The sequence below is a fragment of the Enterobacter sp. CFEC122 genome, from assembly GCF_052983755.1.
Genome location: NZ_JBRIQR010000002.1, coordinates 1 through 24,568 on the forward strand (window position 1 = coordinate 1; position 24,568 = coordinate 24,568).

The following is a 24,568-nucleotide window of genomic DNA, read 5'->3' on the forward strand; positions in this document are numbered from 1 at the left end:
GCCTTCCAGGTCGAGCGAGCCGCCCACGGTCAGATTGTCCGGCAAGGCGTCGACGCCGCTAACATCATCCAGATCCAGATTGTGGGTGACGGTAATATTCCCGTTATCGGAAACAGTGTGCTGAATATCGTTTTTAACGAGGTGCTTAATTAAGTCGAACATTGCTGATCCTTAAATTTTTGGTGTAACAATCCTGTCGCTTTAATAGCCGACTGTTCGGTTAAATTCGGTTTTGCTGGTGGTGTCAGCCCTGCGATTCGCCGCAGAACGGGCAGAAACTCATTTTTACGTTGGTTTCCAGGCGGTTCAGGTTTTTAGCCATTTCGCCGTTTTTCTTTTTGGCCCGGTACGCCAGTTTGTATTTCAGCATCACAAACAGTTTGCCTTCGGAAAGAGAAAGAATCTGATTATCCCAACCGGTATCAAAAGTGCTTTCGCTTACTTCAGCACCTTCCGGAACCTTCTCTTTCAGTCGCGCTTCGATCTGAGCACCGACCTCATTAATGCAGTTGCACATCCCTTATCCCTCAAAATTTCGCGTCATAACCAGCTGGCGTTTCGTCAGCGTGAATGATGCCTTCGACTGGATAGCAGTTAGTGACGCCCATTTGCTCACTCGCTGCCGCTTCACATTGCTGCTGATTGTCGAAAATACCGACAACAGCGTCCTGATAATCACCGTTCGTCATGGTGATGGTCAGCACTAATGCGTACAGGGCTCCCATCAGTGAGTCCCCGCAGGCACAAGATTTGGTTCGATGGTGCGTGAGGCATAAGGGCGGCGAATGTTGCGCAGATTGCCCTGCGGTTCGTGCCAGTAGGTGCCATCGCGGTAGTCGTAGGAAACCTGCCATGCTGCGCCGGTGCGACTGTTGCGCATGACGACAGCACGACCGTTGTTTGGTACTGCGTGGTTAGTTTTCATCTCATCCCCTTGCCGTCTTCCCGGCTGCCAGAACTTTTACCCGGGCATTCGCGTTTGAATGCGTTGTTTGGATGAGCTAACAATAGCTAAAGCGATTATTTGAGTCAATCGCTTAAACGATAATTTATTTAGCTAAAGCGATAATTTTATGATCTATAAGGTTATTTATTTGATTGGAAAATGTGCGATGAAATGACATTAGCGAAGGGGTTGGGGGAATTTTAATCAGGTCAGGGACAATAAAAAACCCGGCAAGCCGGGTTTATGCGAAGCGCTTGTACTCTATTGATTGTCTTAGTAGCACTTTAGCCATTACGTAGAACTGATCTTCGTCTTCTGACTCAACATACCATTTCTCGTAGATAGGGTTGTCTGAGATGACAGCAAGCCGATCTCTTTGCATCTGAAGTCTTTTGACGTGCAGAGTTTTTCCGAACACAAATACGTAAACGCCATCACCATCAAAATGAGTCACGCCAGTATCAACAAAAATTTGATCTCCTGGTGAGATGGTTCCATCCATGCTGTCGCCGTTAACAGTGATAACTTTTACATTATCTGCGGGGCGGTTTCCGAAAAGTGCGCGAGCCTGTTCAGTTGTGTATTCGATTGCTCTTATGGTTTCGATAAAATCACTGGTAACTAGCGAGCCAGGACCGGCGCTGGCCTTAACGTCAAGCACATCCACGCGGTAAACCTCATTCATAACTGGTTTAATTTGGTATAGCGTGTTTGCTTCGCGAATTCCAGATTCCAACATCTCACCTTGCCCCGTTGAAAGCCATTCAGGACGCACACCCAGAACAGATGCGATCTCTACTGTTTTTCGTGAGCCGTTCGCACCTTTAAGTAACTTATTTACGCTGGACTGAGCCATGCCTACATCTTTCGCCAGCCTAGCCTGCGTGTATCCAGCGACGTCCATTGCGTGCCCTAAGCGTTCTGAGAATCCCATAAAAGCCTCTTTTTAAGCCCTGTTTAAATAGTATCGCCAAGGCGATTGTTTGGCAAAGAATCGCATAGGCGATTGACAATCGCTAAAGTGATATACATAATCGCTTTAAACTGATAGCTGAGGTGATTATGAAGAACCCCGCAGTAGAAAAAGCGATTGCCCTTGTCGGTAGTCAGAAAGAGTTAGCTAAACGCTGTGGAAAGGCCCAATCAACGATCTGTGATTGGTTGAACGGGAAGAAGCGTATTTCTCCTGTTCATGTCCCAGACCTTGTTAATGCCGTTAACGGAGAGATTCAGGCATACGAATTTCGGCCTGATCTTCCATCCATTTTTCCACATCCAAATAACCACGCCATTTAGTCAAACCAGTGGCGTAACTCACTTTATGAGGATTATCACCCATGGAGAACGCAATCGCACGAAAGTTAGACCCGCCAGTAATCAATCCGGTTGAGATAGAAAGCGTCCTGCTCAACCGGCTTGCATCAGTGGGCCAGAAGTCTTACGCCGAGCATATGGGCATCAGCGAGTCGACGGCCAGCAGACGTAAAGCCGAAGGGCATTTCAGCACCATGGCGAAAGAGCTGGCCTTCCTGGGGATTCAGGCCGCACCACCGGAAGCAGTGCTGGTATCGCGTGAATATCTGGCCTCAGTCGAAACGCTCGCTGATATCGGGCTGAAAGCCGAACGGGCAAGGCCGGGGCCGCTGGGGTGGGATTAAACCATGAACCATATCGAATTCATCGAAAAGCATGTGCGTGAAGAACTGCTGAAGCTCGGTTTCTCTCTGGGAGTGGCTCAGGGGGGGGCATTCCAGGCTATCGACATGTACAAGCGCATGAGCCAGGCAAGCAGGAAAGGGAAGATTTTTGATGATGTTTTACGACACGCAAAGCTGTGGGCGGATAAGCAGCAGTTACCCGCTGACCGATTTGAGAAGCGAAAAGTTAAACGGAACGCCCAGGCTGGGCTGTTCTGAAAAGGCGAAAGCCGCTGTGCGTCAACACAAGCGGCTCTCAGGTGCAACAAACGTGAGTAAATTGCGAGGTCAATTCTAATGCCAAAGCGCAAAAAGTACCAGGAAAATGAGGAGCGACGCCTTCAGGATTCCCCTGATGGGCTGGTGGTCGCCGCGTCAAAAAACAGGGCGTTCGCCGAACGTCTGGTTGGCGTGATCCGTCTGGCTCTGGCTACATCGGGAGTGAAAAATGGGCGTCGTTAAGTTAGCAGACTACCAGCCTCAGCGTGAGGTATTGGAGAGTAAAGTGGCGAGTCTTGATGACGGGTACATGCGTATTGCTACCAGCATCGGAAAGCTTAAGCCAAAACTGAAACTTGCAGGCCGTGAACATCAGGTTCTGGATGCCGTTATCTACTGCACCTTTGGCTGGAATAAGTCAGAGGACAAGGTAACAAATACTTACCTGGCTGAAGTGACCGACCTGGACGATTCGGATGTAGCGGATGCCCTGAATGTTCTAGCGGAACGCAGGATTATTAATCTGCGTAAAGTGGGAGGGTTCAAGCTGGTAAGTATTAACGTAAGCATTGATAAATGGGTTCTCAAAAAGACACCAAAAAAATCACCCAAAAGGTTGGGCGGAATTACCCAAAATGTTGGGCGAAAAGAGGTTTTGAATTGGGCGAAATCACCCGACACCCTAAACAGTCTTACCAAAGACAATATAAATACCCCCCAACCCCCAGAGGGGGAGTGTGTCGGGCAGGAAGAAAAATCCGTCTCAAAGAAAACCCAGATCGACTACCAGGCGGTACTGTCTGCATACAACACCACCCTGGGAGACCGCCTTCCCCAGGCAGAGGCACTAAACGACAAACGTCGCCGTGCTATCAAACGCCTGCTGACCGAACTAAAAGAGCCAACCGTCGAGGCTGTGGAGAATTACTTCGCCGCTTTCGCTGAGCGAGCACCAAAGTTTTACTTCGGTGAAAACGACAGAGGCTGGCGCGCCAGTTTCGATTATCTGCTGCGTTCTGACACCCTGCTGAAAACCAGGGAGAAAGCGCTATGACCGACATGAACATGATCCCGCAGAATATCGAAGCCGAACAAAGCGTGCTGGGCGGCATGATGCTGGATAGCGGTAGCGATCGCTGCCAGACCGCCATGTCGATGCTCAAACCAGAATCGTTCTACATCCGCCCCCACCAGGTGATTTTCGCCGAGATGCGGGAGCTGGTAGCCAACCAGAAGCCTATCGACCTGATCACCCTGATTGAGTCGCTGGAATCTAAAGGGCTTGGCGAGCAGGCTGGTGGATTCGCTTACATGGCCGAGATATCCAAAAACACTCCCAGCGCGGCGAACATCGTTCACTACGCCATGCTGGTGCGCGAGAAAGCTATGGAGCGTTACGGCATTGACAAGCTGAACAGCGCCACCGAGCTGCTGTATTCCCGCAACGGGATGACCACCAGCCAGAAGTTTGACGCTATTCAGACCCTGTTCACTGATATCGCTGACTACGCGAAAACCGGTAACCGCCGGGGGCTTCGTGAGTTTTCGGAAGTGATGGGCGACTGGGTGGACGAGGTGGAAGCGCGCTGGAGCGACTCAGACGCAACGCGCGGGCTGTCGACGGGGATCGGCTCGCTGGATGAACTGCTTCAACCGAAAGGGCTGGTTAAAGGCGCTCTGATGGTGATCGGCGCACGTCCGAAGATGGGTAAAACCACGCTGTATAGCCAGCTGGCCGTCAACTGTGCCGAAGTTGAACAGCTCCCCGCGCTGATGTTCAGCCTTGAGATGCCGGATAAGCAGATTGTGGAACGCATGATCGGCCAGGTCAGCCGCGTCAATACCGACGTGTTTTATGGCGATCGGTACGACGACGCGCAGGTGGCAATGGCTTTTGCTGCTGGTGGACGTCTTGCCCAGACCGGGAATCTTTACGTCGACGACACGCCCGGGGTCACGCTGGCGCACATCGTCGCAGAGTCACGCCGCATTAAACGCGAACGCGGCGCTGTCGGCATGGTGCTGGTGGACTACCTGACGCTGATGACCGCCGACAAGGCTGACCGTAACGATTTGGCCTACGGGATTATCACGAAGGGGCTGAAGAACCTGGCAAAGGAATTGAACTGCATCGTGGTGCTGCTTACCCAGCTGAACCGCGATCTGGAGAAGCGCACCAACAAACGCCCGATGCCAAGTGATTCCCGCGACACCGGGCAGATTGAGCAGGATTGCGATTACTGGATCGGCATCTACCGCGAAGGCGCATACGACGAAAACGCAGATCAGGCGGCTACCGAATTGCTGTTGCGCCTGAACCGCCACGGCCCTACCGGCGTTGTGTATTGCGACCAGCGCAACGGTGCGATCTACGACTGTGACCAGGCAGCTGCTGAGCAGAAACGCCGCGCGAATGATGCCAGACCAAACAAAAAGAGGGAATTTTGATGAAAATTTACATTGCTGGGCCAATGACCGGCATTCCGAAATATAACCGTCCTGCGTTCCATTTCGAGGCTATGCGCCTGGCTTCGGAAGGCCATGTGGTGTTAAACCCCGCGACGCTTCCCGATGGCCTGAGCCAGCCAGAGTACATGGATATTTGTCTCGCGATGCTCCGCTGCGCTGACGGTATTTTCCTGCTGTCCGGCTGGCAGAACTCCGCAGGCGCAAAAGCGGAACACGCTCTGGCTCAAAAGTTGGATCTGGAAATCATTCATCAGGAGAGTGCGGTATGACCAACAAAACCAAAGAACTCGTAGCTGCCGGACATGCTCTGGCTAAAGAGCTGCATTGTGCTGAGTCTGCCGCGCTGGTGCGTGAACTGGCGACGCAGCTGGATGTGCAACTGGCTCGCAGTAATTCGCTGGCTGCGGAGAATGCGAACGCTCGCAATGCGGTGCAGACATTCTGTGATGTTGTTGGTGCAAATACAGACGCCATCTGCGAAGAGGTCGGGCAGGACGGTGTGAAGGCCATCCTTGCAGCAATGATTGCGACAGGAAACATGCCGGCAACCGACGCTTTCCTGGCTGAAGTGCGGGTGCGGGCGCGAAATGAGCTGATTGATGAGTTAGAAGCTCGGTTCACCGAATTATCAAAGACCAGCCCAACACCAGAGTTGCGAAGTGGTGCTGCTGGAGCAGCTGGTTTTGTCTCTACTTTTCGCAAAGGAGTGCAGTTATGAGCAAGACATACGAAATCGACCATATGAAATTGTTTTGTGATATCGCGGCAGCCATTGCTAAGCAGCACCCTCGAATGCCTGCTGATAACCGTGCGAATGTGGCCATCGAGGCAGCAAAGCTCATTCGTGAAGCGTACGCAATGACCGATGAAGAATACGTAGCTAGCAGGGAGACCGCCCAATGAGCAACATCGACAAACGCGCATTACGTGAAGCGGCTGAACGTGCAGGACAAAATGACTGGGAGTACGTCTACACCAGCGACCTCAGCGCCCCAGGGCGGGGATATATCACAGTAGGCGGAGCAGAGGCTATCTACTGTCTGAATAAAGCCGCAGGGGGAGTGAAACAGTCTGAAAACGTATTGAGATATATCGCTGCAGCTAGCCCGGAAACAATGCTGGCGCTGCTGAATGAGATTGCTGAACTTGAGCAACGACATTGCGGAACAGCATTGCTTGAGCGAGAAGAAATGCACACCAAAACTCTGGGTAGGATGTTGGATGAGCTGGATGCCAAAGACAGGCGGATTGCTGAGCTGGAGCGTAAAGAACAGCACAGTGAACGCCAGTCAGTAATTGATGCGCTGGCTGGTTCTGGTGAGGAATGGAGTGATATCGAAGAATACATGCAGAAGTGGGACGCGGAACGCGCCGCCGCAGCTGGTAAAGGAGAGTGAACGTGAAAAATTATCTCAGTAATTTAGCGAGCATGCTTCAGGGCATTGCGGGTGTCATTTCTGACGGCGAGAAGGTGCAGAGAGAGTGCCCTGCGCACTTAAAGTCAGCGTTGCTTGAAGCTTCTCACGCGCTGGATGGTCAATCAGTCAGGGTTAATTATCCGCCGAATGGAAAGCCTGAAATTGTTAATGCGCGCGGACACCATCGACCGCTTACCTTGCGGGAACGAGTGGCAATCCGCTTACTTGGTGGCAGGACGGAGATTCGCCCATGAGCGCTATTACCAAAGAATTCACCAAAGAGCAGTTACAGCAAATTATCGAAACTGACCACGTTCAATGCGGTGAGGCTTCTTCGCTGGCGCGTATCGCGCTGGCATCGCTCGAAGCGGAGCCTGTGGGTGAGGTTTCCGAGCAGCGTGATGGACTGGTTATGGACGGCACGGTAGACCTCGGTGGAGCATCAACTCACCGAATTATTAAGGGAGCTAGCAAGATGAAACGGTTGCCGCTTGGCACGAAGTTTTACACCGCCCCGCTAGCGCCGGTATCTGTGCCTGATGATGTTTCTGGTCCGCTTGCTCATGCCTACAAAGTGCTTACACCTACGTTCATGCGTAACCACATCGACGTATTCGAGCGTTACGGGATTTACCCTGATGGTTCGGCAGGGATTCAGGCTATGCGCATTGCATTGGATGGCATGAACCGCCGCGCCGCCATGCTTCAGGGTGCCGATCAAGTAACCGTCAAGCAACCATCAAGCAATTCGGTATTAGGTTGGCTGCGTGCCGACTATCAGGATGATAATCGTGGTCTGCGAGGTAATGCTCCACTGTTCGTGTTGGGTAAAAAAGACCCTTCAACGGTGTGGGGGCTGGATTACATCCCGCTTACCAGCAACTCTCCGGTGATTCCTGATGGCTGGGTGGCTTGCTCTCCAGAATGGATTGATCGAAATGGGAAGCACTCTTGCGAAGAGGCTCCTCGCCCATAGCAAAGCCGTTGCTGAAGTTACCGACCAATTCCGTTCAGGGGATAAGAAATGAGATACATCGTAATTAACTGCGTGTTAGCGGTACTGCTTTTAGGGGGAGCGCTTTTACGCGGCGAAAATAGTTTGTGGCTGGGTGCCGTGCTGCTCATGGGTAACAGTTACATGGCCAGCAGACTTAACGATCTTGAAAAGATGATTAAATCTCAGGGGAAAGCATTGTGAAAAAAGAAGAGATCGTTATCAAGCCAGCACCGCAGCAGGAGGCGAAGTGATGGAAATCATCCAGGGCAGGGGAAAGGACAATGGCTAAGACAGCAGCAGAACGCAAAGCAGCGCAGCGGGCCCGGCAAGCCGCTGCTGGTGGGCGTAAATTTGAGCTCATACTTGATACGCAGGAACTGGAGATGCTGGAGCGCAATTGTGCATTACGCCGCCCGGGGCGAGCGCCATATGAAATGAGCGAATACGTCGCAATGCTGATCCGCCAAGACGATGCCCGCGTTCGTGGTCGTATCAAGTCAATCCGCGCGAACCGCTGCGGTAAATGCGGCGATGCGCTACCGGTTAAGTCGTGTCCGTGCGACGGTGATTCGCAATGCTGGGTTACGCGTGGCTGGCACGAAACTAAACTAGTAGTGTGACATGTCACAATGTAATCAATAACATACAAGCCTCTTTGGAGGCTTTTTTTGTCGGCGTTAAATTGCTTTTGCCCCAATGCCCAGCCATAATATCCCTGTCAGCCTGAACAACTGACACCCGGACATTCGCGCCACGGAGAACACCATGGCGCAGCACCACCAGCTTAAACACAATCGCCTGACGTTATCCGACGTCAGCGAATTGTCGTATCTGTCGCTTAACCTCTTCGGGGGTGACGCGTGAGCCAACAATTCCACCTCGTTAACGAAAGCGTTAAGCAGAACGCTATCAATTACATTCGTCAGTTGCCGGTCGACAGCAAGCGCCCGCTGATTCTCGACGTCAAAGAGTCTACGCGCACTGCCATTCAAAACCGCAAGATGTGGCCGTTACTGAAAGACCTTTCCGACCAGGTTCTCTGGTTCGGCAATAAATACGATTCCGACGACTGGAAAGACCTCATCACCGCGCTGGTGGCGAAGACCAAAAAACAGGAACAGCGAATGGCCCCCGGTCTTGACGGCGGCGTCGTGATGTTCGGCCAGCGCACCAGCAAAATGACCATTCCCCAGATGGTCGAAGTCATTGAGACGATTTACTGGTTCGGCACCCAGCAGGGTGTCACCTTCAGCGAACAATCCCGCAATGAAATCGAGTGGGCAAAGCGTTGGGGGGACAGCAATGCGAAATAACCCCAGCCAGAAAACCTACCGCAGCAAAAAATGGCTCGCTGCTGTCGGGCAGATCGAACAGTGCGTGTTATGCGGTTCGTGGGGGACGCAGGTAGCGCATCGCAATGAAGGCAAAGGCATGGGCCTGAAAGCCGATGATTGCGCCACGGCGGCGATCTGCGTTTGCTGCCACGACAGCATCGACAACGGGAGCAAGCTATCGCGCGACGAACGCCGCCAGCTGATGGACCGCGCTATCGTTCTGACTGTTATCCAGATCGCCCGCCTTGGGCTGGTGGTGCCAGCATGAAAATTTACGACATCACCCCGATCGGCAAGCCCCGGATGACCCGCGCCGACAAATGGAAAACACGGCCTGCGGTCATGCGTTACCGCGCATTCTGCGATGAAGCACGCCTGCGCAAAATCAATCTCCCTGAGTCCGGCGCGCATATTACCTTCGTTATGCCAATGCCTCCGAGCTGGAGCAAAAAGAAGCGGGAACAGTTCAACGGCAAGCCGCACCAGTCAAAACCAGACTGCGACAACATGCTTAAAGCACTGATGGATGCCCTGTTTGATGATGATTCCAGCGTCTGGGATTGTCGCATCACAAAGCTATGGGGCGAGAATGGCCAGATCATCATCCGGGAGAACTCACAGTGACACGTAACGAAATCAACACCTACCAGAAGAGTTCTAACGAACGAGCGACGTTTCCAACTGCGCAATATCTGGAGTTTATACGGCAACAACTAATTGTTGCGACCGCTGATATGAGTGGGGCGACAAAAGGGCAATTAATGGCGTGGCTGGAAAACGCCCAGTTTGATACCGACACCTTTAAGCGAAAGAAACCTCGAATAATGGATGAGGTAACAGGGAAAATGATCACCCTGGATAACCCGCCAATACCCGGTAAGCAATCCCGTGCCAAGGGATCGTCAATTGCTCTAGTGAGCCCAGTTGAATTTTCAACTGCGTCATGGCGGCGGGCTGTGCTGGCACTCGAAGAACACCAGAAAGCGTGGCTACTGTGGAACTACAGCGAAAACATCAGCTTTGAGTTCCAGGTGGCTATAACCCAGTGGGCATGGGCAGAGTTCCGGGAGCGACTCGGCGCGAAGAAGGTGGCCGGCAAGACGATGGAGCGCCTGAAGAAGCTGATCTGGTTGGCGGCGCAGGACGTCAAAGCAGAGCTGGCGGGCAAGGATGTGTATCAGCATCAGGACTTGGCAGCTCTGTGTGGCGTTAAGGCGGATAACTGGTGCCATAACTATGCCGATTACTGGCGATGTATGTGCGCCATCTATAAACGACTTGATGGTGATTCTCTTCTCTGTGCTGTGAGAACAAGATCACAACAAAAGGCGACTTTTTCTCAGCAGGGTGTTGCAAAAGTCAATTAAATAGCATACATTTCATGTAAATCTGATATCGTCGCCATAGCTTCGATTGTCGACCAAATTAAGAGCCTCGCCATTGTGCGGGGCTTTTTTATTGGCTCAATGCCATCGGGTGAATAATGTATGCACACGGCGATCATCTGCGCTTCTGGCCCGTCCCTTACTCCCGTTGACTGTCAAATAGCTGCACGCTCAGGGCTTCCTGTGATAGCGGTTAATTCATCATGGCGAGCCATACCGGAATGCACCCACATTTATGCTGGCGATCTGCGCTGGTGGGATGTGAACATTCCCGCGCTGCCCGATGGCCCAGAACGCTGGTCATGTAACCGGAGAGCACACACCCGATACGGCGTGAACCTCTTCCCGACAGATACCAGCGGCACATTCAATTCGGGGCAGAGAGCGATCCTGTTCGCTCAATGGCTGGGTGCCAGTAGCATCATCCTGCTGGGCTTCGATTGCTCAATCTCAAACGGTAGTCACTGGCACGGTGATCATACTGCCCTTGATAATCCGACAGCAGCGAACGTGAAGCGCTGGCATAGCGAGTTTGCCAGGGTTGCGGGGCAACTGCGTGGAAGCGTCAATATCATCAACAGCAGCCGCCAGACGGCGCTTAATTGCTTTCGTCGTCTACCTCTTGAAGCGGCGATCAGCGAGGTTACATGCTGAATCCTCCGATTTACATCGATGGCATGCTGGGAATGGGAGACACCATTTACCAGCGCGCTTTCGTCAAACAGCTGCCTGAGGGGACATTCATTAAGACGGCATGGCCGGAACTTTACGAAGACCTGCCAGTAAAAGCTGTCCGAAGTGATACCGCGCTCAGAACGCAGCGAAAAAACGAGTTTCGCAGCTCAGCAAAGTTTTATCCGCCGCCATCGCCACGCCAGACGAAGCGAATATTTTACGGTCCGGATGATCTGCGGCGCGGTTCGATATTCGATGCGATGCGCCGCCAGTTCGGCGTAACGCCAGCAGCGCTTGATTTACCCTCCTTTGGCCCGGCGCAGTTTACGCACCAAAAGCCGATCGCCGTTATCCGTCCGGCAACGGTTCGTTCTGAATGGCGGAGCGACTCCCGAAACCCTGATCCCGACTACCTTCTGCGTGCATCGCGAATTCTGCGGAAACATTTCTGCGTGATTAGCGTCGCTGATTTGCAGGACGGGGAAGAGTGGCTGGTGGGTGAAGAACCAGAGGCGGATCTGAAAATGCACGCTGGCGAGCTCAGTATCAAAGAGCTGATGCGTCTGGTAGCGCATGCCGCTGTCGTGGTTTCTCCTGTCGGCTGGGCGCTGCCTGCTGCCATTGCGTACAAAACACCTGTTTACGTTGTCGCTGGTGGGCGCGGTGGGCATAACGCTCCCGAGATAGTCACCGATCCGGCGATGGATTTATCCCGCGTTGGCTGGGCAATCCCGGACAATTATTGTCGGTGCGAAGCGTGGGATCACCATTGCGACAAACGCATCTCCAACTTTGATTCAAAATTCGAGGCCTGGCTGAATGAAGTCGTTTTATCAGGAACTGAACAGCGGGCTGGTATTCCTCCCGGAGCTGGGCATCGGTCGTTATCCGGTTCCGGCGTCACGCCCGTATGACGAGCAGTATTTTGCGAAGTATCAGCAGCTGGCCGACACCGAAACGGGCAGAGCCTTAACGCAATCCCGTATTGAGCTGGTGGAGCGCCATTTTCACGGTCCTGTTCTAGATGTTGGTATCGGTGCCGGTCAGTTCGTCTCTACCCGACCGGGAACGCTTGGGTATGACGTTAATCCGGCTGGTATCGCCTGGCTGAACGAGCGGGGCGCATTCGCTGACCTCTACGCCAGTAAGTGGCGCGCGCTGACGATGTGGGATGTACTGGAGCACATCGACGAGCCGGAGCTGGCGGTACAGCAGGCTACAGAGTTTGTTTTCGTGTCGATCCCCATTTTTACTGATGCCGGAGACATTCTTCGCTCGCACCATTTCAGGAAGAACGAGCACATCTGGTATTTCACTGATGAGGGTATCAGGCGCTGGTTTACAGAGCAGGGCTTTGAATGCGTGGAACACAACAATATCGAGTGTGAGCTCGGGCGCAAAGGTGTTGGCACTTACGCTTTCAGGCGTACTTGAGTTAACCCTCATTTGCCCGCTTCGGCGGGCCTCTTTTTCAGGCTACGGGAATCATCCTCGACGTGCTTTGTGTTAAATCCAGCCCGATAGCCTGAACCCTACACACGGAAATCATATGTCTGATCCATTAACTGTAGCTGGTGGGTTTGCTGCCGGGACTGTGGGGGTGACGCTTGCCACTCTGTTTCCCGAAGCCACTCCCGGCGTAATGCTTTTCTCCCTCGGAGGTGCTGCGCTCTATGTATTGACGTCTGAGCCGCACCAGATATGGAAACAGGCGGTATTCGCGATTATTTCGTTTCTTGGCGGCGTCTCGTTCGCGGTGCCTATGGCGACCATCATGGCTGGCGTTATTAACTCTGCACTGAGTTTGCTGACACCACCAGTGACCATCGAAGTATCACCAAATATCGGCGCGCTGGTCGCCGCATCCATTTCGGTCGCCATCCTCCTTCGCATTTTGTCCAAATCCAAAAACGGGAGCCTTCCCGGACTGGATGGGGGTGATGAATGACATGGGATTCGCTGATGCTTCACGCAAACGCGGTGGTTTGCCTGCTGATAATGTTCCGTCTGATGTTCTTCAATAAGACGGGGAAAGCGTACCTGCTTGGCGTCTCATTGTTTGCGTACCTGATTATTCTTTCAGCCGGATATACAGCATTCCGGATTATCCATGGCGATTACGTACAGGTCGACCCTGGTGAATTCATGCTGAATGCGACTGTCTGCGTCGCGGTATGGGTGGCTGGCGGGAACCTGGCAAAATTTGTGAGAGCAACATAGATGAATCAATCTCAATTTCAAATGGCGGCTGGTATCAGCGCCGGGTTGGCTGCGCGCTGGTTTCAGCCAGTAGATGCGGCGATGAAAGAATTTGGCATTACAGCACCTGCGGATCAGGCCATGTTCATCGCTCAGGTAGGTCATGAGTCAGGCGGCTTTAGCGCTGTAGTAGAAAATTTGAACTACACACCATCTGCGCTGGTGGCGACCTTCGGAAAGAGGATCACACAGCAGCAGGCTGATGCGCTTGGCAGAACAACCGAACACGCAGCCCGCCAGGATGCCATCGCCAATCTCGTGTATAGCAACCGCCTGGGTAACAAAGCGCCCGGCGACGGCTGGAAATATCGCGGCAGAGGGTTAATTCAAATCACTGGCCTCGACAATTATCGCACCTGCGGGGCGGCGCTGAAGTTAGACCTCGTTACTTCACCTGAACAGCTCGAACAGGAACTTCAGGCAGCACGCTCTGCCGCCTGGTTCTACACATCCAAAGGGTGCATGGCCTACGGTGCCGATATTACTCGTGTTACGCGCATCATTAACGGCGGCCTGAATGGCATTGATGACCGCAAGATCCGCTACAACAAAGCGCGGGCGGCGCTGCTGGTATGAAAATGAGTTATTGGGTGCTCATTGTGACGTTTATCGCCTGTATTGCAGGTGGTCTTGTCTGGTCAGCGGATCACTATCATGGAAAGTTTCTGGAGGAACAGCGTCGCGCTGACGATGCAGAACAGCGTGCTGATTCCTCTGAGACAATCACCGCGAATGTCCTGCGCACCGTGGCAATAACGAACATCATTCTGGAGACAAACCAACATGCTAAGCAGCAGATCGCACTGGAGTCACAGAGAGCCGAGAACGATATCAAGGCTGCTGTTGCGGATGATGATTGCGCTGTTCGTGTTGTTCCTGCTGGCGCAGTTAAGCGGATGCACGAATACGCGAACGGTCTACGTGCCGGTTCCGGTAGTTCCGTTACCAGCCAGCCTGACGGCTGAAACACCCCAGCCAGATTTACCCGACCCGTTTACGTGGGGAGCAAGTCTTAACCTGAATGTCGCGTTGATGTCTGCGCTGGCTCAGTGCAACAGGGATAAGGCTGATATCAGGACTTTCGAGAACAGCAGGGCAGGACAAACCGATGGCACGATTAAACGTTGAAGTTATCCCACCAGACCGCGAGGCGCTGAACGGGATTTTTGCAGAGATTGAACGCAAATATGCGCGTCAGCCGCTGACGCCAAAAGTCATTGACGAAATGCAACGCGAAGCGACGCGCCTTGTACGGCGAATGATAACCACAAAGGTTACGTTCGTCCGGGACTGACATTACAGAAGCCCTTCGCTGAGGGGTTTCGATAATGGAGCACTGGAATTATTCATGAACAGACCACACCCACCAGCGCATTTTACGATGCCATCTGACCCGAAGCCGTACATCAGCATAATGCCCGCCAGTGATGTTGGCGAGTGGCTGAATCAGCACATCCTGAGCGATGAAGGTGACCTCTACAATCCTGACCACCAGCATTTGCTTGAAGCGGATCTGTGCTTTCTCTGGGCGTCTAACGCTTTCGAGAAGAAAGGGCGTTCCGTGCTGGGGCAGGCGGAAGAAGTGGCAATGCGGGCTGGAGGCTGGCAGAAAGCGCGGATGGAGCAGCAGATGTATGAATGGTTCGGCAGGGTGCCGCAGTTCATCATCACGCTGGCCGCTGATTACTGCTCGCAATGTTCCGATCTGGAATTCTGTGCGCTGATAGAGCACGAGCTTTATCACATCTGCCAGGCGACAGATGAATTTGGCGCGCCGAAGTTCACGCAGGAAGGGCAGCCAAAGCTGAAGCTGCGCGGCCATGACGTGGAAGAGTTTGTGGGCGTGGTTCGCCGTTACGGTGCAAGCCGGGACGTGCAGGAAATGATTGATGCGGCGAATCAGCCAGCGGAGGTTGCTCATCTCGATATTGCCAGAGCGTGCGGGACGTGCATGCTGCGACTGGCTTAAATACTGGACTGTATAAGACGAATGGTGATTTATGGCTGCATTAAAACCTGATGTGAAAGCCTTCATCATTCAGTCGCTTGCGTGCTATGACACGCCATCGCAGGTGGTCGAGGCTGTCCAAAAAGAATTCGGGATCAAGATTACCCGCCAGCAGGCTGAATCTCACGACCCCACGAAGGCCAGCGGTAAGACGCTCGCCAAAAAGTGGATCGAGATGTTCCACGCGACGCGCGAACGGTTCCTGACCGAAACCAGCGACATTCCGATCGCGAACAAATCCTATCGCCTCCGCGTGCTTGACCGCATGGCAACCAAAACCGAGGGGATGAAAAACTTCTCCCTGACCGCGCAGCTGATTGAACAGGCCGCGAAAGAGGTTGGCGACGCTTACACCAATAAGCTGAAGGTTGAGAGCACTGGCAAGGATGGCGGCCCGATCAAGACCGAGACGACCAACCTCACCGCAGATCAGGCCGCAGAGCTTTACCGCAAGATGATGGGGTGATTATGCCTCTACCGTTTGAATTCGACTTCAGGAACCCTGATTACCAGATGGTTTTTGAATGGCGGATGGAGCGCTTACAGCGCATTCGCCAGAACCCCGAAATGCTGCCAGCACTAAAACAGTTTTACCGTACCAACCCGGCCCAGTTCATCATCGACTGGGGTATGACTACTGACCCGCGCAACATCGATTATGGCCTGCCGGTCACCATCCCTTTTCTGCTGTTCCCGAAACAGGAAGAGTGGATTCACTGGATCATGGAGCGGCGCGAACGGCTGGAGAACGGCATCACCGAAAAGAGCCGCGAAATGGGGCTCAGCTGGACGGCGATCGGGCTGGCCTGCTCACTCTGCCTGTTCAACAAAGAAATGGTTATCGGCTTCGGCTCCCGTAAAGAGGAATACGTCGACAGCACCGGTGACCCGAAGGCGCTGTTCTGGAAGGCGCGCAAGTTCGTGGAAACGCTGCCCGTCGAGTTTCGCGGTTCGTGGGACGAGAAGAAGCACGCGCCGTACATGCGCGTTGAGTTTCCCGATACTGGCGCGGTCATCAAAGGCGAGGCTGGCGACAATATCGGTCGTGGTGACCGTACCACGCTCTACCTGGTGGATGAGGCTGCATTCCTCCAGCGTCCTCTGCTGATTGATGCGGCGCTGTCGCAAACCACCCGCTGCCGTATCGACCTGAGTTCGGTTAACGGCATGGCGAACCCGTTCGCGCAGAAGCGTCACGGCGGGAAGATACCGGTATTCACATTCCACTGGCGAAATGACCCGCGCAAGGATGAAGAGTGGTATCGCAGGGAATGCGAGAAAATCGACAATCCGGTGGTGGTGGCGCAGGAACTTGACCTGAACTATAGCGCATCAGCGGAAGGCGTCCTGATCCCGTCCGACTGGGTACAGGCTGCCGTCGACGCGCATATCAAGCTGGGCATCCAGCCAACAGGCAAGCGACTGGGCGCGATGGACGTCGCCGACGAAGGCCGGGACAAAAACGCCTTTTCGACCCGTCACGGCTTCCTTCTGGAGAACGTGCGGGAATGGTCCGGCGTGGGCAGCGACATTTACCAGTCCGTTGAGAAGGTCTTCGGCTTTTGCGAACAGGACAACCTCGAAGAGTTTCGCTTCGACGAGGACGGTCTGGGCGCTGGCGTTCGCGGCGATGCGCGCGCCATCAACGAACTGCGTAACGCTGCGCGCCGACCGTCAATACTCGCCACACCGTTTCGCGGTAGCGGCGCGGTGTTTGATCCGGACGACGAAGCGGTGCGCGGCGACAACGGACAGGCCGCCCGCCTGAACAAGGACTTCTTCGCTAACGCCAAGGCCCAGAGCTGGTGGCGGTTACGCAAGCTTTTCCAGAATACCTATCGCGCCGTGGTTGAGGGCATGGCCTACAACCCGGACGAAATCATCTCAATCAGCAGCGCCATGGCGAGCAAAGACAAACTCATCATCGAGCTGTCGCAGCCGACCTACTCCATTAACGGCGTGGGGAAAATTGTTGTTGATAAACAGCCTGACGGCACCAAGTCGCCGAACCTCGCCGACTCGGTGATGATCAGCTACGCGCCAATGAATTCAGCCCTGAATATCTGGGAGCTGCTAGGGAGACAGGCCTGATGGCACGAAACAAGCAAGCCTCTCAGCGAACGGCGCAGTCCACCGCTGATGGCTATGAGAACTTTGTCGCCCGCGTGGGGATGCAGACGCCTAACCAGCACTCAGCATCGACCTACCGGGCTAACTTCACCAGCCGTAACCGCATGCTGGTGGAATGGTCCTATCGTTCGTCCTGGATCATCGGCGAAGCGGTCGACGCTATCCCGGACGATATGACCCGCAAGGGCATTCGCATCACTTCGGAGATAGACGCCAAAGACCGTGGCACCCTCGAAGCGCAACTGGATGAGTTGCAGATCTGGGATGCTCTGAACGACGTGCTGAAATGGTCGCGTCTCTATGGCGGTGCGGTTGGCTTCATCATGATTGAGGGGCAGGCACCAATGACCCCGCTGCGGCTCGAAACCATTGGAGAAGGCAAGTTTAAGGGCATTCTCCCGCTCGACCGCTGGATGATTAACCCGGTCCTGACCCGCCGCATTAAAGAGATGGGGCCAGATCTCGGTAAGCCTGAGTTTTATGACGTGGTGACAACAGCAACGGGCATCCCGGCCTGGCGCATCCATCACAGCCGCCTGATTCGCTTCGACGGGGTGACGCTGCCATTCCAGCAGAAGATGACCGAGAACGAATGGGGAATGTCGGTTGTAGAGCGTATCTGGGATCGGCTTACTGCGTTCGACAGCGCCACTGTCGGCGCGGCGCAGCTGGTCTACAAAGCGCATCTGCGTACCTACAAAGTGAAAAAACTCCGTGAGCTTATTGCTCTTGGTGGCCCGGCGTTCGAAGCGCTGCTGAAGAACATCGATCTGATCCGCCAGTTCCAGAGCAATGAAGGCATGACGCTGATGGATTCCGAAGATACTTTCGAAACCCACCAGTACAGCTTCAGTGGTCTGGATGACATTCTTTCGCAGTTCGCTGAGCAGATCAGCGGTGCCGTTGGTATCCCGCTGGTACGCCTGTTCGGTCAATCCCCGAAAGGCTTCTCTACTGGTGATGCAGACCTCGCCAACTATTACGACCGGGTGAGCTCATTGCAGGAGCGCCGCCTACGGCTGCCGATGCGCCGGATACTGGACATTATGCACCGCTCGGAACTCGGTAAGCCGCTGCCGGACGATTTCACGTTTGAGTTTAACCCGCTATGGCAAATGTCTGACGTTGACCGCTCAACGGTGGCCGTAAACACCACCAACGCGATCAGCACCGCGCTGGGCGACGGATTGATGACGCGTAAGGCGGCGATGACCGACCTGCGCGAAAACTCTGACGTCACCGGCATCGGGGCTTCCATTACCGACGAGGATATCGAGAATGCCGAAGACGAAGCGCCGCCAGGCATCGGCGAACTTGGCGACAAACCGCCAGAGTCGCCAGGCGGAGATCCGATATCGAACGAGCCTACGGCAGATAGCGCGGGCGGTCGGGGATATCGTAAATGGGCGCTACGATGGTTCAAACGATAGCGTCACCGAAATAATGGATGCGCTGGAGCGCTACAGCGAAATCATCACCCCCTGGGCGACGAAGGTTGCTGAGAACTTCACCGCAGACATAGCGCGCCAGAATGAAAAGCAGTGGCGTCAGCACAGCAGAAACATCAGCGCAGAGCTGCGCAACATGGTTGACCGCGCCCCGGTAGGCCAGGTGATGAAATCCATCGTCGCCGAGCAAATTAAGTACATCAAATCGCTGCCTCTTGAGGCCGCAGATCGGGTGTATGACATTCAGAATAAAGCCATCGAGGCCGTTGTGGCTGGTGGTCGCGCTGAGCCATTCGCGAAAGAGATAGCAGCGTCCGGTGACGTGTCACGCTCGCGAGCGAACCTTATCGCCCGTACCGAGCTTGGACGCGCAACCGGCGCGCTCGATCAGGCGCGTGCGCTGTCAATCGGCTCTAATGGTTATATCTGGCGTACAGCCGAAGATGGCGACGTCCGGCATTCTCATCGGGAGATGGAAGGTAAGTTTGTCGAATGGGGCCGACCTCCAACGCTTGACGGCATGACCGGTCACGCTGGCGAGCTCCCGAACTGTCGCTGTTACAAAGAAATCGTCTTCCCCAACCCTCATTCTTATCTCGCCTGAATCGCAGGTAAACCATGAAATATTTTTTCAATACCCGGCTGGGGGAAACCCGCTATCAGCTGGCTGACGGCTCGCTGTTGTGTAAAGACGTGCCGATAGGTCGAACGGGTAAGCAGCTCTACGGCGCTGCCGATCTGCCAAACCTCAAACCCGACAAGCTCGGTGAGATAGTCGTAACGCGCTCTCCTGAGCAGGTATTCCATCCGGCCACGCTCGCCTCATTCGAAGGGATGAGCATCACGATCCTGCATCCTGAAGATGAAAACGGGAATGTGCGGCTGGTAAATCCCGAGAACTGGAAAGAGCTTGCTGTTGGGCATCTTCAGAACGTGCGGCGCGGGACTGGTGACCAGTCTGATTTGATGCTGGCTGACCTTATCGTCAAAGACGAAAGCGCCATTCAGCTTATCGAAGATGGCCTGCGCGAAGTGTCGTGCGGCTATGACGCGGAGTACGATCAGACCGAGCCAGGTAAAGCCGAGCAGGTCGATATTACCGGAAACCATGTGGCTCTTGTCCCTAAAGGCAGAGCCGGAAATCGTTGTGCAATTGGAGACAGAGACACAATGGCAAATCAAAAGAAAAGCTGGTGGACCCGCATGCGCACGGCCATCAAAACGGGTGACGCTGACACCATGAACGAACTGCTGGACTCTGCGCCAGCGGCGGTAACGGGTGATGAAGGGGATCTGCCGAGCGGCGTTAACCTCAACATTAACCTTTCACCGCAGCAACCATTACCGGACAAAAAGCCGGAAATGGGCGGAGAGCCAACTGGCGACGGCGAGGATGATATCAAAACCTTGCTCAAAGCCCTACTGGCTAAGCTGGAAGGAAATGCGACGGGCGATAACGACAATAAGCCTGGCGAAAACGATAACAAAAACCCGACCGGCGACGACGAGGACAAAGAAGAGGAAACCACGATTACCGGTGACTCTGCTTATCGTGCCGAAGTTATCGTGCCGGGTATCGATCTGAGCCGTAAGGTGAAACCGACCGCGTTCAAACGTGATGTGCTGGCTGCCGCTGACAAAACACTGGTTCGCCAGGTTGTCGGTGATGCGGATATCCGCAAATTGCCCAAGCAATCAGTAGATATGGCGTTTAACGCCGTGTCTGAGATTGCCAAAGGGCGAAACACCCGCACCACCACGGGCGATGCACAACGCCAAAATATGGGCATGACCAGCATCGCTTCCCTGAACAAACAAAACGCCGACTTCTGGTCTAATCGCAAAGGATAATCCAATGACTGCATATCTGTACCGGATGCCTGTTGGCATTGCCGGGGCTATCTCTCGCCCGCAGGACTTAACCGTCGAACCGGTGATCCTTAAATCCGCTAACGCCTTCGCTGCCTATGGTCTGGCTGGCAAATACGACGCTGACGGCTTTTTCGTGCCGCTGGCGGACGGTGACACCGCCGACAAGGTGAAGGGGATCTACGTTCGTCCGTATCCGACCACATCGCAGCCAGACATGGTTCGCCAGGTGGGGACGGATAAGAATTTCCCGGGCGACGCCATGAAACGTGGCTACATGACCGTTAACCTCGGATCTGGCTTCGATGCCAGCACCATCAAAAAAGGCGATCCTGTCTACGTGGTCGTTTCGCTCGATTCAACCATTGACGTGCCGCTGGGCGGCTTCATGTCCACGTCCGTCAGTGGCAAAAACGTGGCGCTGACCAACGCCGAATTCACAGGGGCCGGTGACGCTAACGGCAATGCAGAAATCTCCTGGAAGATTTAAGGAACAGACGAATGATTACTTTTGATCAGGCAACCGTTGATAGCTCTGGTGCCTTTCTCATCGGGGAGCTGGAGCGACTCGACCAGACGCTGAACCTGCCGCTGGTGGGTTACACCTGGACCCGCGATATTCAGCTGCGTGAAGACGTTTCTATCGCAGATGACATTTCCAGCTGGACTAACACCAGCTTTGGCGCTGCGGGTACTGGCGCAAATCCGAACGGTAAAAACTGGGTAGGCAAAGACTCCACCGCTATTGCTGGCGTGAACGTTGATATCGGCAAAGACGGCAATCCGCTGAACCTCTGGGGTATGGAACTGGGCTGGACCGTTGTAGAGCTGGCAGCAGCTCAGCAGGTAGGCCGCCCGATTGATACCCAGAAGTACGACGGGATGCAGCTCAAATGGCAGATGGACAACGACGAGCAGGTTTACATCGGCGATGATGCGCTCGGCCTGAAAGGGCTGGCAAATCTTGTCGGTGTGACGCTGAACAATGCGCCGAAGACCTGGGCGAACTCCACCAACGACGAGATCCTCGATAGCGTGAACAGCATTCTGTCGAATGCCTGGGCAGCATCAGGTTATTCCGTCGTGCCTTCTGATCTGCGTATTCCGCCAGAGCAGTATTCACTGCTGGCGAGCCGTAAGGTCTCCGAAGCGGGTAACCAGTCACTGCTGACCTATCTGGCCGTTAATACTATCGCTTTCCACCAGAACGGCGTTCCGCTGGAAATCAAAGCGGTCAAATGGCTGAAAGGGCGCGGGGTTGGCGGTAAAGACCGTATGGTCGCCTACACCAACGACAAGAAATACGTGCGCTATCCGCTAGTGCCGTTGCAGAGCGTTCCTATCCAGTATCGCGGTCTGTACCAGATTGCGACCTACTACGGCAAGCTCGGTGCGGTTGAGCCAGTGTACAAAGAAACCCTGTCCTACGTGGACGGTATCTGATAACCAGAACGGCCCCGAAAGGGGCCAGAAGGAAACTGAAAATGGCGAAAGAAAAGCTGGTTACCATCCATGTTCACACTCCGTTTACGCTGACGCTCGGCGATCAGTCAAAACAGGAGTTTGGCCGGGGGCGGCATAACGTACCGGAAGAGGTCGCGTCTCACTGGTTCACCCAGGCGCACTCTGAGCTTTCCGAAAGCGTGATTAACGACACCGATGATCTGCAACCAATTATCGACAGCCTGCAAGCGCAGATTGCCGACAAAGATAAGCAGATTGTCGATAAAGATCAGCTGATTGCCGATCTGAAAGAAGCGCTGCTCAAGCTGCAAGAGCAGAACGACAGCCTGCAAGCGCAGATTGCTGCCGCCCAGACTGGCGGTAATGGGGCGAAAGATGCCAAAGAATCAAAGCCTGCCAACAGTAAGTGATTTTCGCCGCGACTTCCCGCAGTTTGCTGACCCTGCCAAATATCCCGAAGCGCAAATCCAGTTTCGTCTGAATCTGGCCGATGTGCTGCTAAGCGAAAACGTCACCGGCAAAAAGTTGTTTCCGTATTTTGCCGAGTTGTTCGTTGCGCACTACATGACGCTTTGGGCGGCAGATAGCCGGGCGATGCTGGTTGGCGGCCCGGGCGGTTCAACCAATGGTGTTCAGTCCTCTAAGTCCGTTGACAAGGTAAGCGTCAGCTATGACACCAGCGCGACGCTAAACCCTGACGCAGGCTTCTGGAATAACACCCGATATGGCGCTGAATTTTATCAGCTGATCACGATGTTCGGTGCGGGCGGTCGCCAGCTATGAGTTTCAAAAGCGGTGTAACAACGAGGGTGGATAACGCTCAGGCCATTCTGGATGCGCTCAAATCCATCAGTAAAAAAGAAGTGCTGGTGGGCATCCCGGAAGAAGACAGCGAGCGTGAGGATGTTCCGTTTGGTAATGCCGGGATCGGTTACGTCAACGAATACGGCTCACCAGCGCAAAACATCCCCCCACGCCCGCACCTGATCCCCGGCGTTAAATCGGTAGAGGAACAGACAGTGCCGCAGCTCAAAGCAGCGGCGCAGGCTGCGCTTGATGGCAATGCGGCGGGTGCGGAAAGAGCGCTCAACCGTGCCGGAACGCTGGCCGCTAATGGCGTCAGGCGTTACATGACCATTACCGGCTTTACACCGCTTGCTGATAGCACCGTTGAGGCCCGCGCACGTCGAGGGCGCAAAGGGGCAAAAGCGGAACTTGCGCGGCGCGCTGCTGGTGAGTCTCCTGGAACCGATCTGGTGAAACCGCTAATCGACACCGGGCAATATCGCAGAGCTATTACCCATGTTGTGAGGGATAAAGATGCCGACTCTTGATGTAACAGACGTGCTTTTGGACCCCGATTTTTGCGACTTCAACCTGTGGGTAACGCGTCGCGTGCAAACGGTGGACGATGACGGGATCGGCATTGACAGCGAAGTTAAAACGCAGTTTGCCGGAGTTGTTACCGTTGACCGCTCCCTGGAGAACCGCCGTATGCAGTCCGGGCAAGTTATCAGTGGCGCGATTCTCATCGTGACAACTGAGCGGCTGACGCAGGGGCAGACTGGCCGTGACGCCGATATCGTGACGTACCAGAACCGTGATTATCGTGTGACATTCGTTGACCCGTACACGGCTTACGGTGCTGGCTTTGTCCAGGCGCATTGTGAATTACTGCCGTTTGATGGGGGAACTCCCGTTGAGCAATAACACCAGCACAGAGCGCGGCTGGCTGACACCCACCAGCGGCGATCCGGATTATGACGAAGCGCTCGACAGGTTGTTAAGCCAGTGGATGCGCAACGTTTCCGGCTTGCCGGCTGGGATGGTTCGCCCGCGCTGGCAGAAAGATCAGCCGCCACTGCTGCCCATTGAAACGAACTGGTGCGCGTTCGGCGTTACTGGATGGCCCATTGATAACAGCCCTGCATTCACCAGGCAGACCGACGAGGGCGCTCAGCTCTGGCGGCATGAAACGTTCGAGTGCATGGCGTCGTTCTATGGCCCGGCTGGTATGTCTTATGCGTCCCGTTTTCGCGATGGCATATCTGTCCCGCAAAACAATGCTGAGCTGAACGCGCTTGGTTTGTCTCTGGGCGACTATACCGGTTTGACCCCTTTCCCCGAACTTATCAACCAGCAATGGGTTCGCCGCTACGACATGACGGTGCGCCTGCACCGGAAGGTTGTGCGCGAGTACGGCATTAAATCGCTGGTGGAAGCGCCAGTCACCTTTTTTGGAGAATAAAC

General features: G+C 54.2%; 43 protein-coding genes. 39 read left to right on the plus strand and 4 right to left on the minus strand.

Features of this window, described 5'->3' with window-relative positions; genetic code table 11:
- Positions 1-244: 244 nt before the first annotated feature.
- From ACVCAM_RS01730 to ACVCAM_RS01745, 4 genes are all read right to left on the minus strand, one after another.
- Positions 245-517 (minus strand): hypothetical protein, encoded by a 273-nt coding sequence (locus ACVCAM_RS01730; RefSeq protein WP_447093495.1) that lies wholly within the window; start codon positions 515-517, stop codon positions 245-247.
- 10 nt (positions 518-527) lie between these two features.
- Entirely contained in the window at positions 528-725 is a 198-nt protein-coding gene (locus ACVCAM_RS01735) for a DUF1482 family protein (RefSeq protein ID WP_000501155.1), read from the minus strand.
- Complete coding sequence (locus ACVCAM_RS01740) at positions 725-925, minus strand: hypothetical protein (RefSeq protein ID WP_021241757.1); 201 nt, start codon at positions 923-925, stop codon at positions 725-727. The genes ACVCAM_RS01735 and ACVCAM_RS01740 overlap by 1 nt, the downstream gene beginning before the upstream one ends.
- A 262-nt stretch (positions 926-1,187) precedes the next feature.
- The gene (locus tag ACVCAM_RS01745; protein ID WP_047063801.1) at positions 1,188-1,880 is read right to left on the minus strand and encodes an XRE family transcriptional regulator; all 693 of its coding nucleotides are present in this window, start codon (positions 1,878-1,880) and stop codon (positions 1,188-1,190) included.
- A gap of 128 nt (positions 1,881-2,008) precedes the next feature.
- On the opposite strand from ACVCAM_RS01745, the gene ACVCAM_RS01750 reads away from it, so the two are divergent.
- The 39 genes from ACVCAM_RS01750 (at position 2,009) to ACVCAM_RS01940 (ending at position 24,566) form a co-directional block, all read left to right on the plus strand.
- Positions 2,009-2,242: a transcriptional regulator gene (locus ACVCAM_RS01750; protein WP_000795144.1), complete on the plus strand. Its 234-nt coding sequence runs from the start codon at positions 2,009-2,011 to the stop codon at positions 2,240-2,242.
- A gap of 41 nt (positions 2,243-2,283) precedes the next feature.
- On the plus strand, positions 2,284-2,604 hold the full coding sequence (locus tag ACVCAM_RS01755) for a CII family transcriptional regulator (RefSeq protein WP_000426372.1): 321 nt from the start codon (positions 2,284-2,286) through the stop codon (positions 2,602-2,604).
- Between the two features lie 3 nt (positions 2,605-2,607).
- A complete protein-coding gene (locus ACVCAM_RS01760) occupies positions 2,608-2,862 on the plus strand; it encodes a hypothetical protein (RefSeq protein WP_447093496.1) in 255 nt (84 codons plus the stop codon).
- Positions 2,863-2,940: 78 nt separating this feature from the next.
- The gene (locus tag ACVCAM_RS01765; protein ID WP_021241755.1) at positions 2,941-3,105 is read left to right on the plus strand and encodes a hypothetical protein; all 165 of its coding nucleotides are present in this window, start codon (positions 2,941-2,943) and stop codon (positions 3,103-3,105) included.
- Positions 3,092-3,916 carry a replication protein gene (locus ACVCAM_RS01770; protein ID WP_275211772.1) on the plus strand — a complete coding sequence of 275 codons (825 nt, stop codon included), beginning with the start codon at positions 3,092-3,094 and terminating at the stop codon, positions 3,914-3,916. Before ACVCAM_RS01765 ends, ACVCAM_RS01770 begins: the two co-directional genes overlap by 14 nt.
- The gene (locus tag ACVCAM_RS01775; protein WP_447093497.1) at positions 3,913-5,310 is read left to right on the plus strand and encodes a DnaB-like helicase C-terminal domain-containing protein; all 1,398 of its coding nucleotides are present in this window, start codon (positions 3,913-3,915) and stop codon (positions 5,308-5,310) included. Before ACVCAM_RS01770 ends, ACVCAM_RS01775 begins: the two co-directional genes overlap by 4 nt.
- Entirely contained in the window at positions 5,310-5,600 is a 291-nt protein-coding gene (locus ACVCAM_RS01780; RefSeq protein WP_045399478.1) for a DUF4406 domain-containing protein, read from the plus strand. Before ACVCAM_RS01775 ends, ACVCAM_RS01780 begins: the two co-directional genes overlap by 1 nt.
- Positions 5,597-6,049, plus strand: a complete 453-nt coding sequence (locus ACVCAM_RS01785) for a hypothetical protein (protein WP_447093498.1) — start codon at positions 5,597-5,599, stop codon at positions 6,047-6,049. The genes ACVCAM_RS01780 and ACVCAM_RS01785 overlap by 4 nt, the downstream gene beginning before the upstream one ends.
- Positions 6,046-6,234, plus strand: coding sequence for a hypothetical protein (locus tag ACVCAM_RS01790; protein ID WP_407223112.1), 189 nt, complete (start codon positions 6,046-6,048; stop codon positions 6,232-6,234). Before ACVCAM_RS01785 ends, ACVCAM_RS01790 begins: the two co-directional genes overlap by 4 nt.
- Positions 6,231-6,728: an ead/Ea22-like family protein gene (locus tag ACVCAM_RS01795; protein ID WP_447093499.1), complete on the plus strand. Its 498-nt coding sequence runs from the start codon at positions 6,231-6,233 to the stop codon at positions 6,726-6,728. Before ACVCAM_RS01790 ends, ACVCAM_RS01795 begins: the two co-directional genes overlap by 4 nt.
- A 2-nt stretch (positions 6,729-6,730) precedes the next feature.
- A complete protein-coding gene (locus ACVCAM_RS01800) occupies positions 6,731-7,003 on the plus strand; it encodes a hypothetical protein (RefSeq protein ID WP_049004995.1) in 273 nt (90 codons plus the stop codon).
- Complete coding sequence (locus ACVCAM_RS01805) at positions 7,000-7,725, plus strand: hypothetical protein (protein WP_447093500.1); 726 nt, start codon at positions 7,000-7,002, stop codon at positions 7,723-7,725. Before ACVCAM_RS01800 ends, ACVCAM_RS01805 begins: the two co-directional genes overlap by 4 nt.
- A gap of 48 nt (positions 7,726-7,773) precedes the next feature.
- A complete protein-coding gene (locus ACVCAM_RS01810; protein ID WP_447093501.1) occupies positions 7,774-7,947 on the plus strand; it encodes a hypothetical protein in 174 nt (57 codons plus the stop codon).
- Between the two features lie 80 nt (positions 7,948-8,027).
- Entirely contained in the window at positions 8,028-8,366 is a 339-nt protein-coding gene (locus ACVCAM_RS01815) for a hypothetical protein (RefSeq protein WP_447093502.1), read from the plus strand.
- Positions 8,367-8,606: 240 nt separating this feature from the next.
- Entirely contained in the window at positions 8,607-9,059 is a 453-nt protein-coding gene (locus tag ACVCAM_RS01820) for a recombination protein NinB (protein ID WP_087449896.1), read from the plus strand.
- The gene (locus tag ACVCAM_RS01825) at positions 9,049-9,348 is read left to right on the plus strand and encodes a DUF1364 family protein (protein WP_001245609.1); all 300 of its coding nucleotides are present in this window, start codon (positions 9,049-9,051) and stop codon (positions 9,346-9,348) included. The genes ACVCAM_RS01820 and ACVCAM_RS01825 overlap by 11 nt, the downstream gene beginning before the upstream one ends.
- Entirely contained in the window at positions 9,345-9,704 is a 360-nt protein-coding gene (locus tag ACVCAM_RS01830; protein ID WP_201405586.1) for a RusA family crossover junction endodeoxyribonuclease, read from the plus strand. Before ACVCAM_RS01825 ends, ACVCAM_RS01830 begins: the two co-directional genes overlap by 4 nt.
- Before the next feature lie 110 nt (positions 9,705-9,814).
- On the plus strand, positions 9,815-10,447 hold the full coding sequence (locus ACVCAM_RS01835; RefSeq protein ID WP_447093529.1) for a bacteriophage antitermination protein Q: 633 nt from the start codon (positions 9,815-9,817) through the stop codon (positions 10,445-10,447).
- A gap of 201 nt (positions 10,448-10,648) precedes the next feature.
- Positions 10,649-11,119 carry a hypothetical protein gene (locus ACVCAM_RS01840; RefSeq protein ID WP_439210319.1) on the plus strand — a complete coding sequence of 157 codons (471 nt, stop codon included), beginning with the start codon at positions 10,649-10,651 and terminating at the stop codon, positions 11,117-11,119.
- Positions 11,113-12,054 carry a hypothetical protein gene (locus ACVCAM_RS01845; RefSeq protein ID WP_447093503.1) on the plus strand — a complete coding sequence of 314 codons (942 nt, stop codon included), beginning with the start codon at positions 11,113-11,115 and terminating at the stop codon, positions 12,052-12,054. The genes ACVCAM_RS01840 and ACVCAM_RS01845 overlap by 7 nt, the downstream gene beginning before the upstream one ends.
- Positions 11,960-12,574 carry a methyltransferase domain-containing protein gene (locus ACVCAM_RS01850; RefSeq protein ID WP_447093504.1) on the plus strand — a complete coding sequence of 205 codons (615 nt, stop codon included), beginning with the start codon at positions 11,960-11,962 and terminating at the stop codon, positions 12,572-12,574. Before ACVCAM_RS01845 ends, ACVCAM_RS01850 begins: the two co-directional genes overlap by 95 nt.
- A gap of 115 nt (positions 12,575-12,689) precedes the next feature.
- Positions 12,690-13,088 carry a putative holin gene (locus ACVCAM_RS01855; RefSeq protein ID WP_032666047.1) on the plus strand — a complete coding sequence of 133 codons (399 nt, stop codon included), beginning with the start codon at positions 12,690-12,692 and terminating at the stop codon, positions 13,086-13,088.
- Positions 13,085-13,360: a phage holin family protein gene (locus ACVCAM_RS01860; protein ID WP_447093505.1), complete on the plus strand. Its 276-nt coding sequence runs from the start codon at positions 13,085-13,087 to the stop codon at positions 13,358-13,360. Before ACVCAM_RS01855 ends, ACVCAM_RS01860 begins: the two co-directional genes overlap by 4 nt.
- Positions 13,361-13,975 (plus strand): glycoside hydrolase family 19 protein, encoded by a 615-nt coding sequence (locus tag ACVCAM_RS01865; protein WP_031275085.1) that lies wholly within the window; start codon positions 13,361-13,363, stop codon positions 13,973-13,975.
- Positions 13,976-14,182: 207 nt separating this feature from the next.
- The gene (gene lysC / locus ACVCAM_RS01870) at positions 14,183-14,527 is read left to right on the plus strand and encodes an Rz1-like lysis system protein LysC (protein ID WP_447093506.1); all 345 of its coding nucleotides are present in this window, start codon (positions 14,183-14,185) and stop codon (positions 14,525-14,527) included.
- Positions 14,508-14,693 (plus strand): hypothetical protein, encoded by a 186-nt coding sequence (locus tag ACVCAM_RS01875; protein WP_447093507.1) that lies wholly within the window; start codon positions 14,508-14,510, stop codon positions 14,691-14,693. Before lysC ends, ACVCAM_RS01875 begins: the two co-directional genes overlap by 20 nt.
- Positions 14,694-14,747: 54 nt before the next feature.
- Positions 14,748-15,368 (plus strand): putative metallopeptidase, encoded by a 621-nt coding sequence (locus tag ACVCAM_RS01880; protein WP_447093508.1) that lies wholly within the window; start codon positions 14,748-14,750, stop codon positions 15,366-15,368.
- A gap of 31 nt (positions 15,369-15,399) precedes the next feature.
- Positions 15,400-15,873, plus strand: a complete 474-nt coding sequence (locus ACVCAM_RS01885; protein ID WP_000729396.1) for a DUF2280 domain-containing protein — start codon at positions 15,400-15,402, stop codon at positions 15,871-15,873.
- Between the two features lie 2 nt (positions 15,874-15,875).
- Positions 15,876-17,498: a TerL protein gene (locus tag ACVCAM_RS01890; protein ID WP_063217301.1), complete on the plus strand. Its 1,623-nt coding sequence runs from the start codon at positions 15,876-15,878 to the stop codon at positions 17,496-17,498.
- Positions 17,498-18,967, plus strand: coding sequence for a DUF1073 domain-containing protein (locus tag ACVCAM_RS01895; RefSeq protein ID WP_447093509.1), 1,470 nt, complete (start codon positions 17,498-17,500; stop codon positions 18,965-18,967). Before ACVCAM_RS01890 ends, ACVCAM_RS01895 begins: the two co-directional genes overlap by 1 nt.
- 13 nt (positions 18,968-18,980) lie before the next feature.
- Entirely contained in the window at positions 18,981-19,589 is a 609-nt protein-coding gene (locus ACVCAM_RS01900) for a phage head morphogenesis protein (RefSeq protein ID WP_223566694.1), read from the plus strand.
- Positions 19,590-19,603: 14 nt separating this feature from the next.
- Entirely contained in the window at positions 19,604-20,836 is a 1,233-nt protein-coding gene (locus ACVCAM_RS01905) for a DUF2213 domain-containing protein (RefSeq protein ID WP_447093510.1), read from the plus strand.
- A 4-nt stretch (positions 20,837-20,840) separates the two neighbouring features.
- Entirely contained in the window at positions 20,841-21,344 is a 504-nt protein-coding gene (locus ACVCAM_RS01910; RefSeq protein ID WP_058657540.1) for a structural cement protein Gp24, read from the plus strand.
- 11 nt (positions 21,345-21,355) lie between these two features.
- Positions 21,356-22,297, plus strand: coding sequence for a DUF2184 domain-containing protein (locus ACVCAM_RS01915; RefSeq protein WP_021241729.1), 942 nt, complete (start codon positions 21,356-21,358; stop codon positions 22,295-22,297).
- Positions 22,298-22,338: 41 nt separating this feature from the next.
- Entirely contained in the window at positions 22,339-22,728 is a 390-nt protein-coding gene (locus ACVCAM_RS01920) for an STY1053 family phage-associated protein (RefSeq protein WP_202811970.1), read from the plus strand.
- Complete coding sequence (locus tag ACVCAM_RS01925; RefSeq protein WP_044702581.1) at positions 22,694-23,101, plus strand: DUF4054 domain-containing protein; 408 nt, start codon at positions 22,694-22,696, stop codon at positions 23,099-23,101. Before ACVCAM_RS01920 ends, ACVCAM_RS01925 begins: the two co-directional genes overlap by 35 nt.
- Complete coding sequence (locus ACVCAM_RS01930) at positions 23,098-23,652, plus strand: hypothetical protein (protein WP_211924740.1); 555 nt, start codon at positions 23,098-23,100, stop codon at positions 23,650-23,652. The genes ACVCAM_RS01925 and ACVCAM_RS01930 overlap by 4 nt, the downstream gene beginning before the upstream one ends.
- Entirely contained in the window at positions 23,639-24,028 is a 390-nt protein-coding gene (locus tag ACVCAM_RS01935; RefSeq protein ID WP_447093511.1) for a head-tail adaptor, read from the plus strand. Before ACVCAM_RS01930 ends, ACVCAM_RS01935 begins: the two co-directional genes overlap by 14 nt.
- Positions 24,018-24,566: a phage neck terminator protein gene (locus tag ACVCAM_RS01940; protein ID WP_447093512.1), complete on the plus strand. Its 549-nt coding sequence runs from the start codon at positions 24,018-24,020 to the stop codon at positions 24,564-24,566. Before ACVCAM_RS01935 ends, ACVCAM_RS01940 begins: the two co-directional genes overlap by 11 nt.
- The last annotated feature ends 2 nt before the right edge of the window (positions 24,567-24,568 follow it).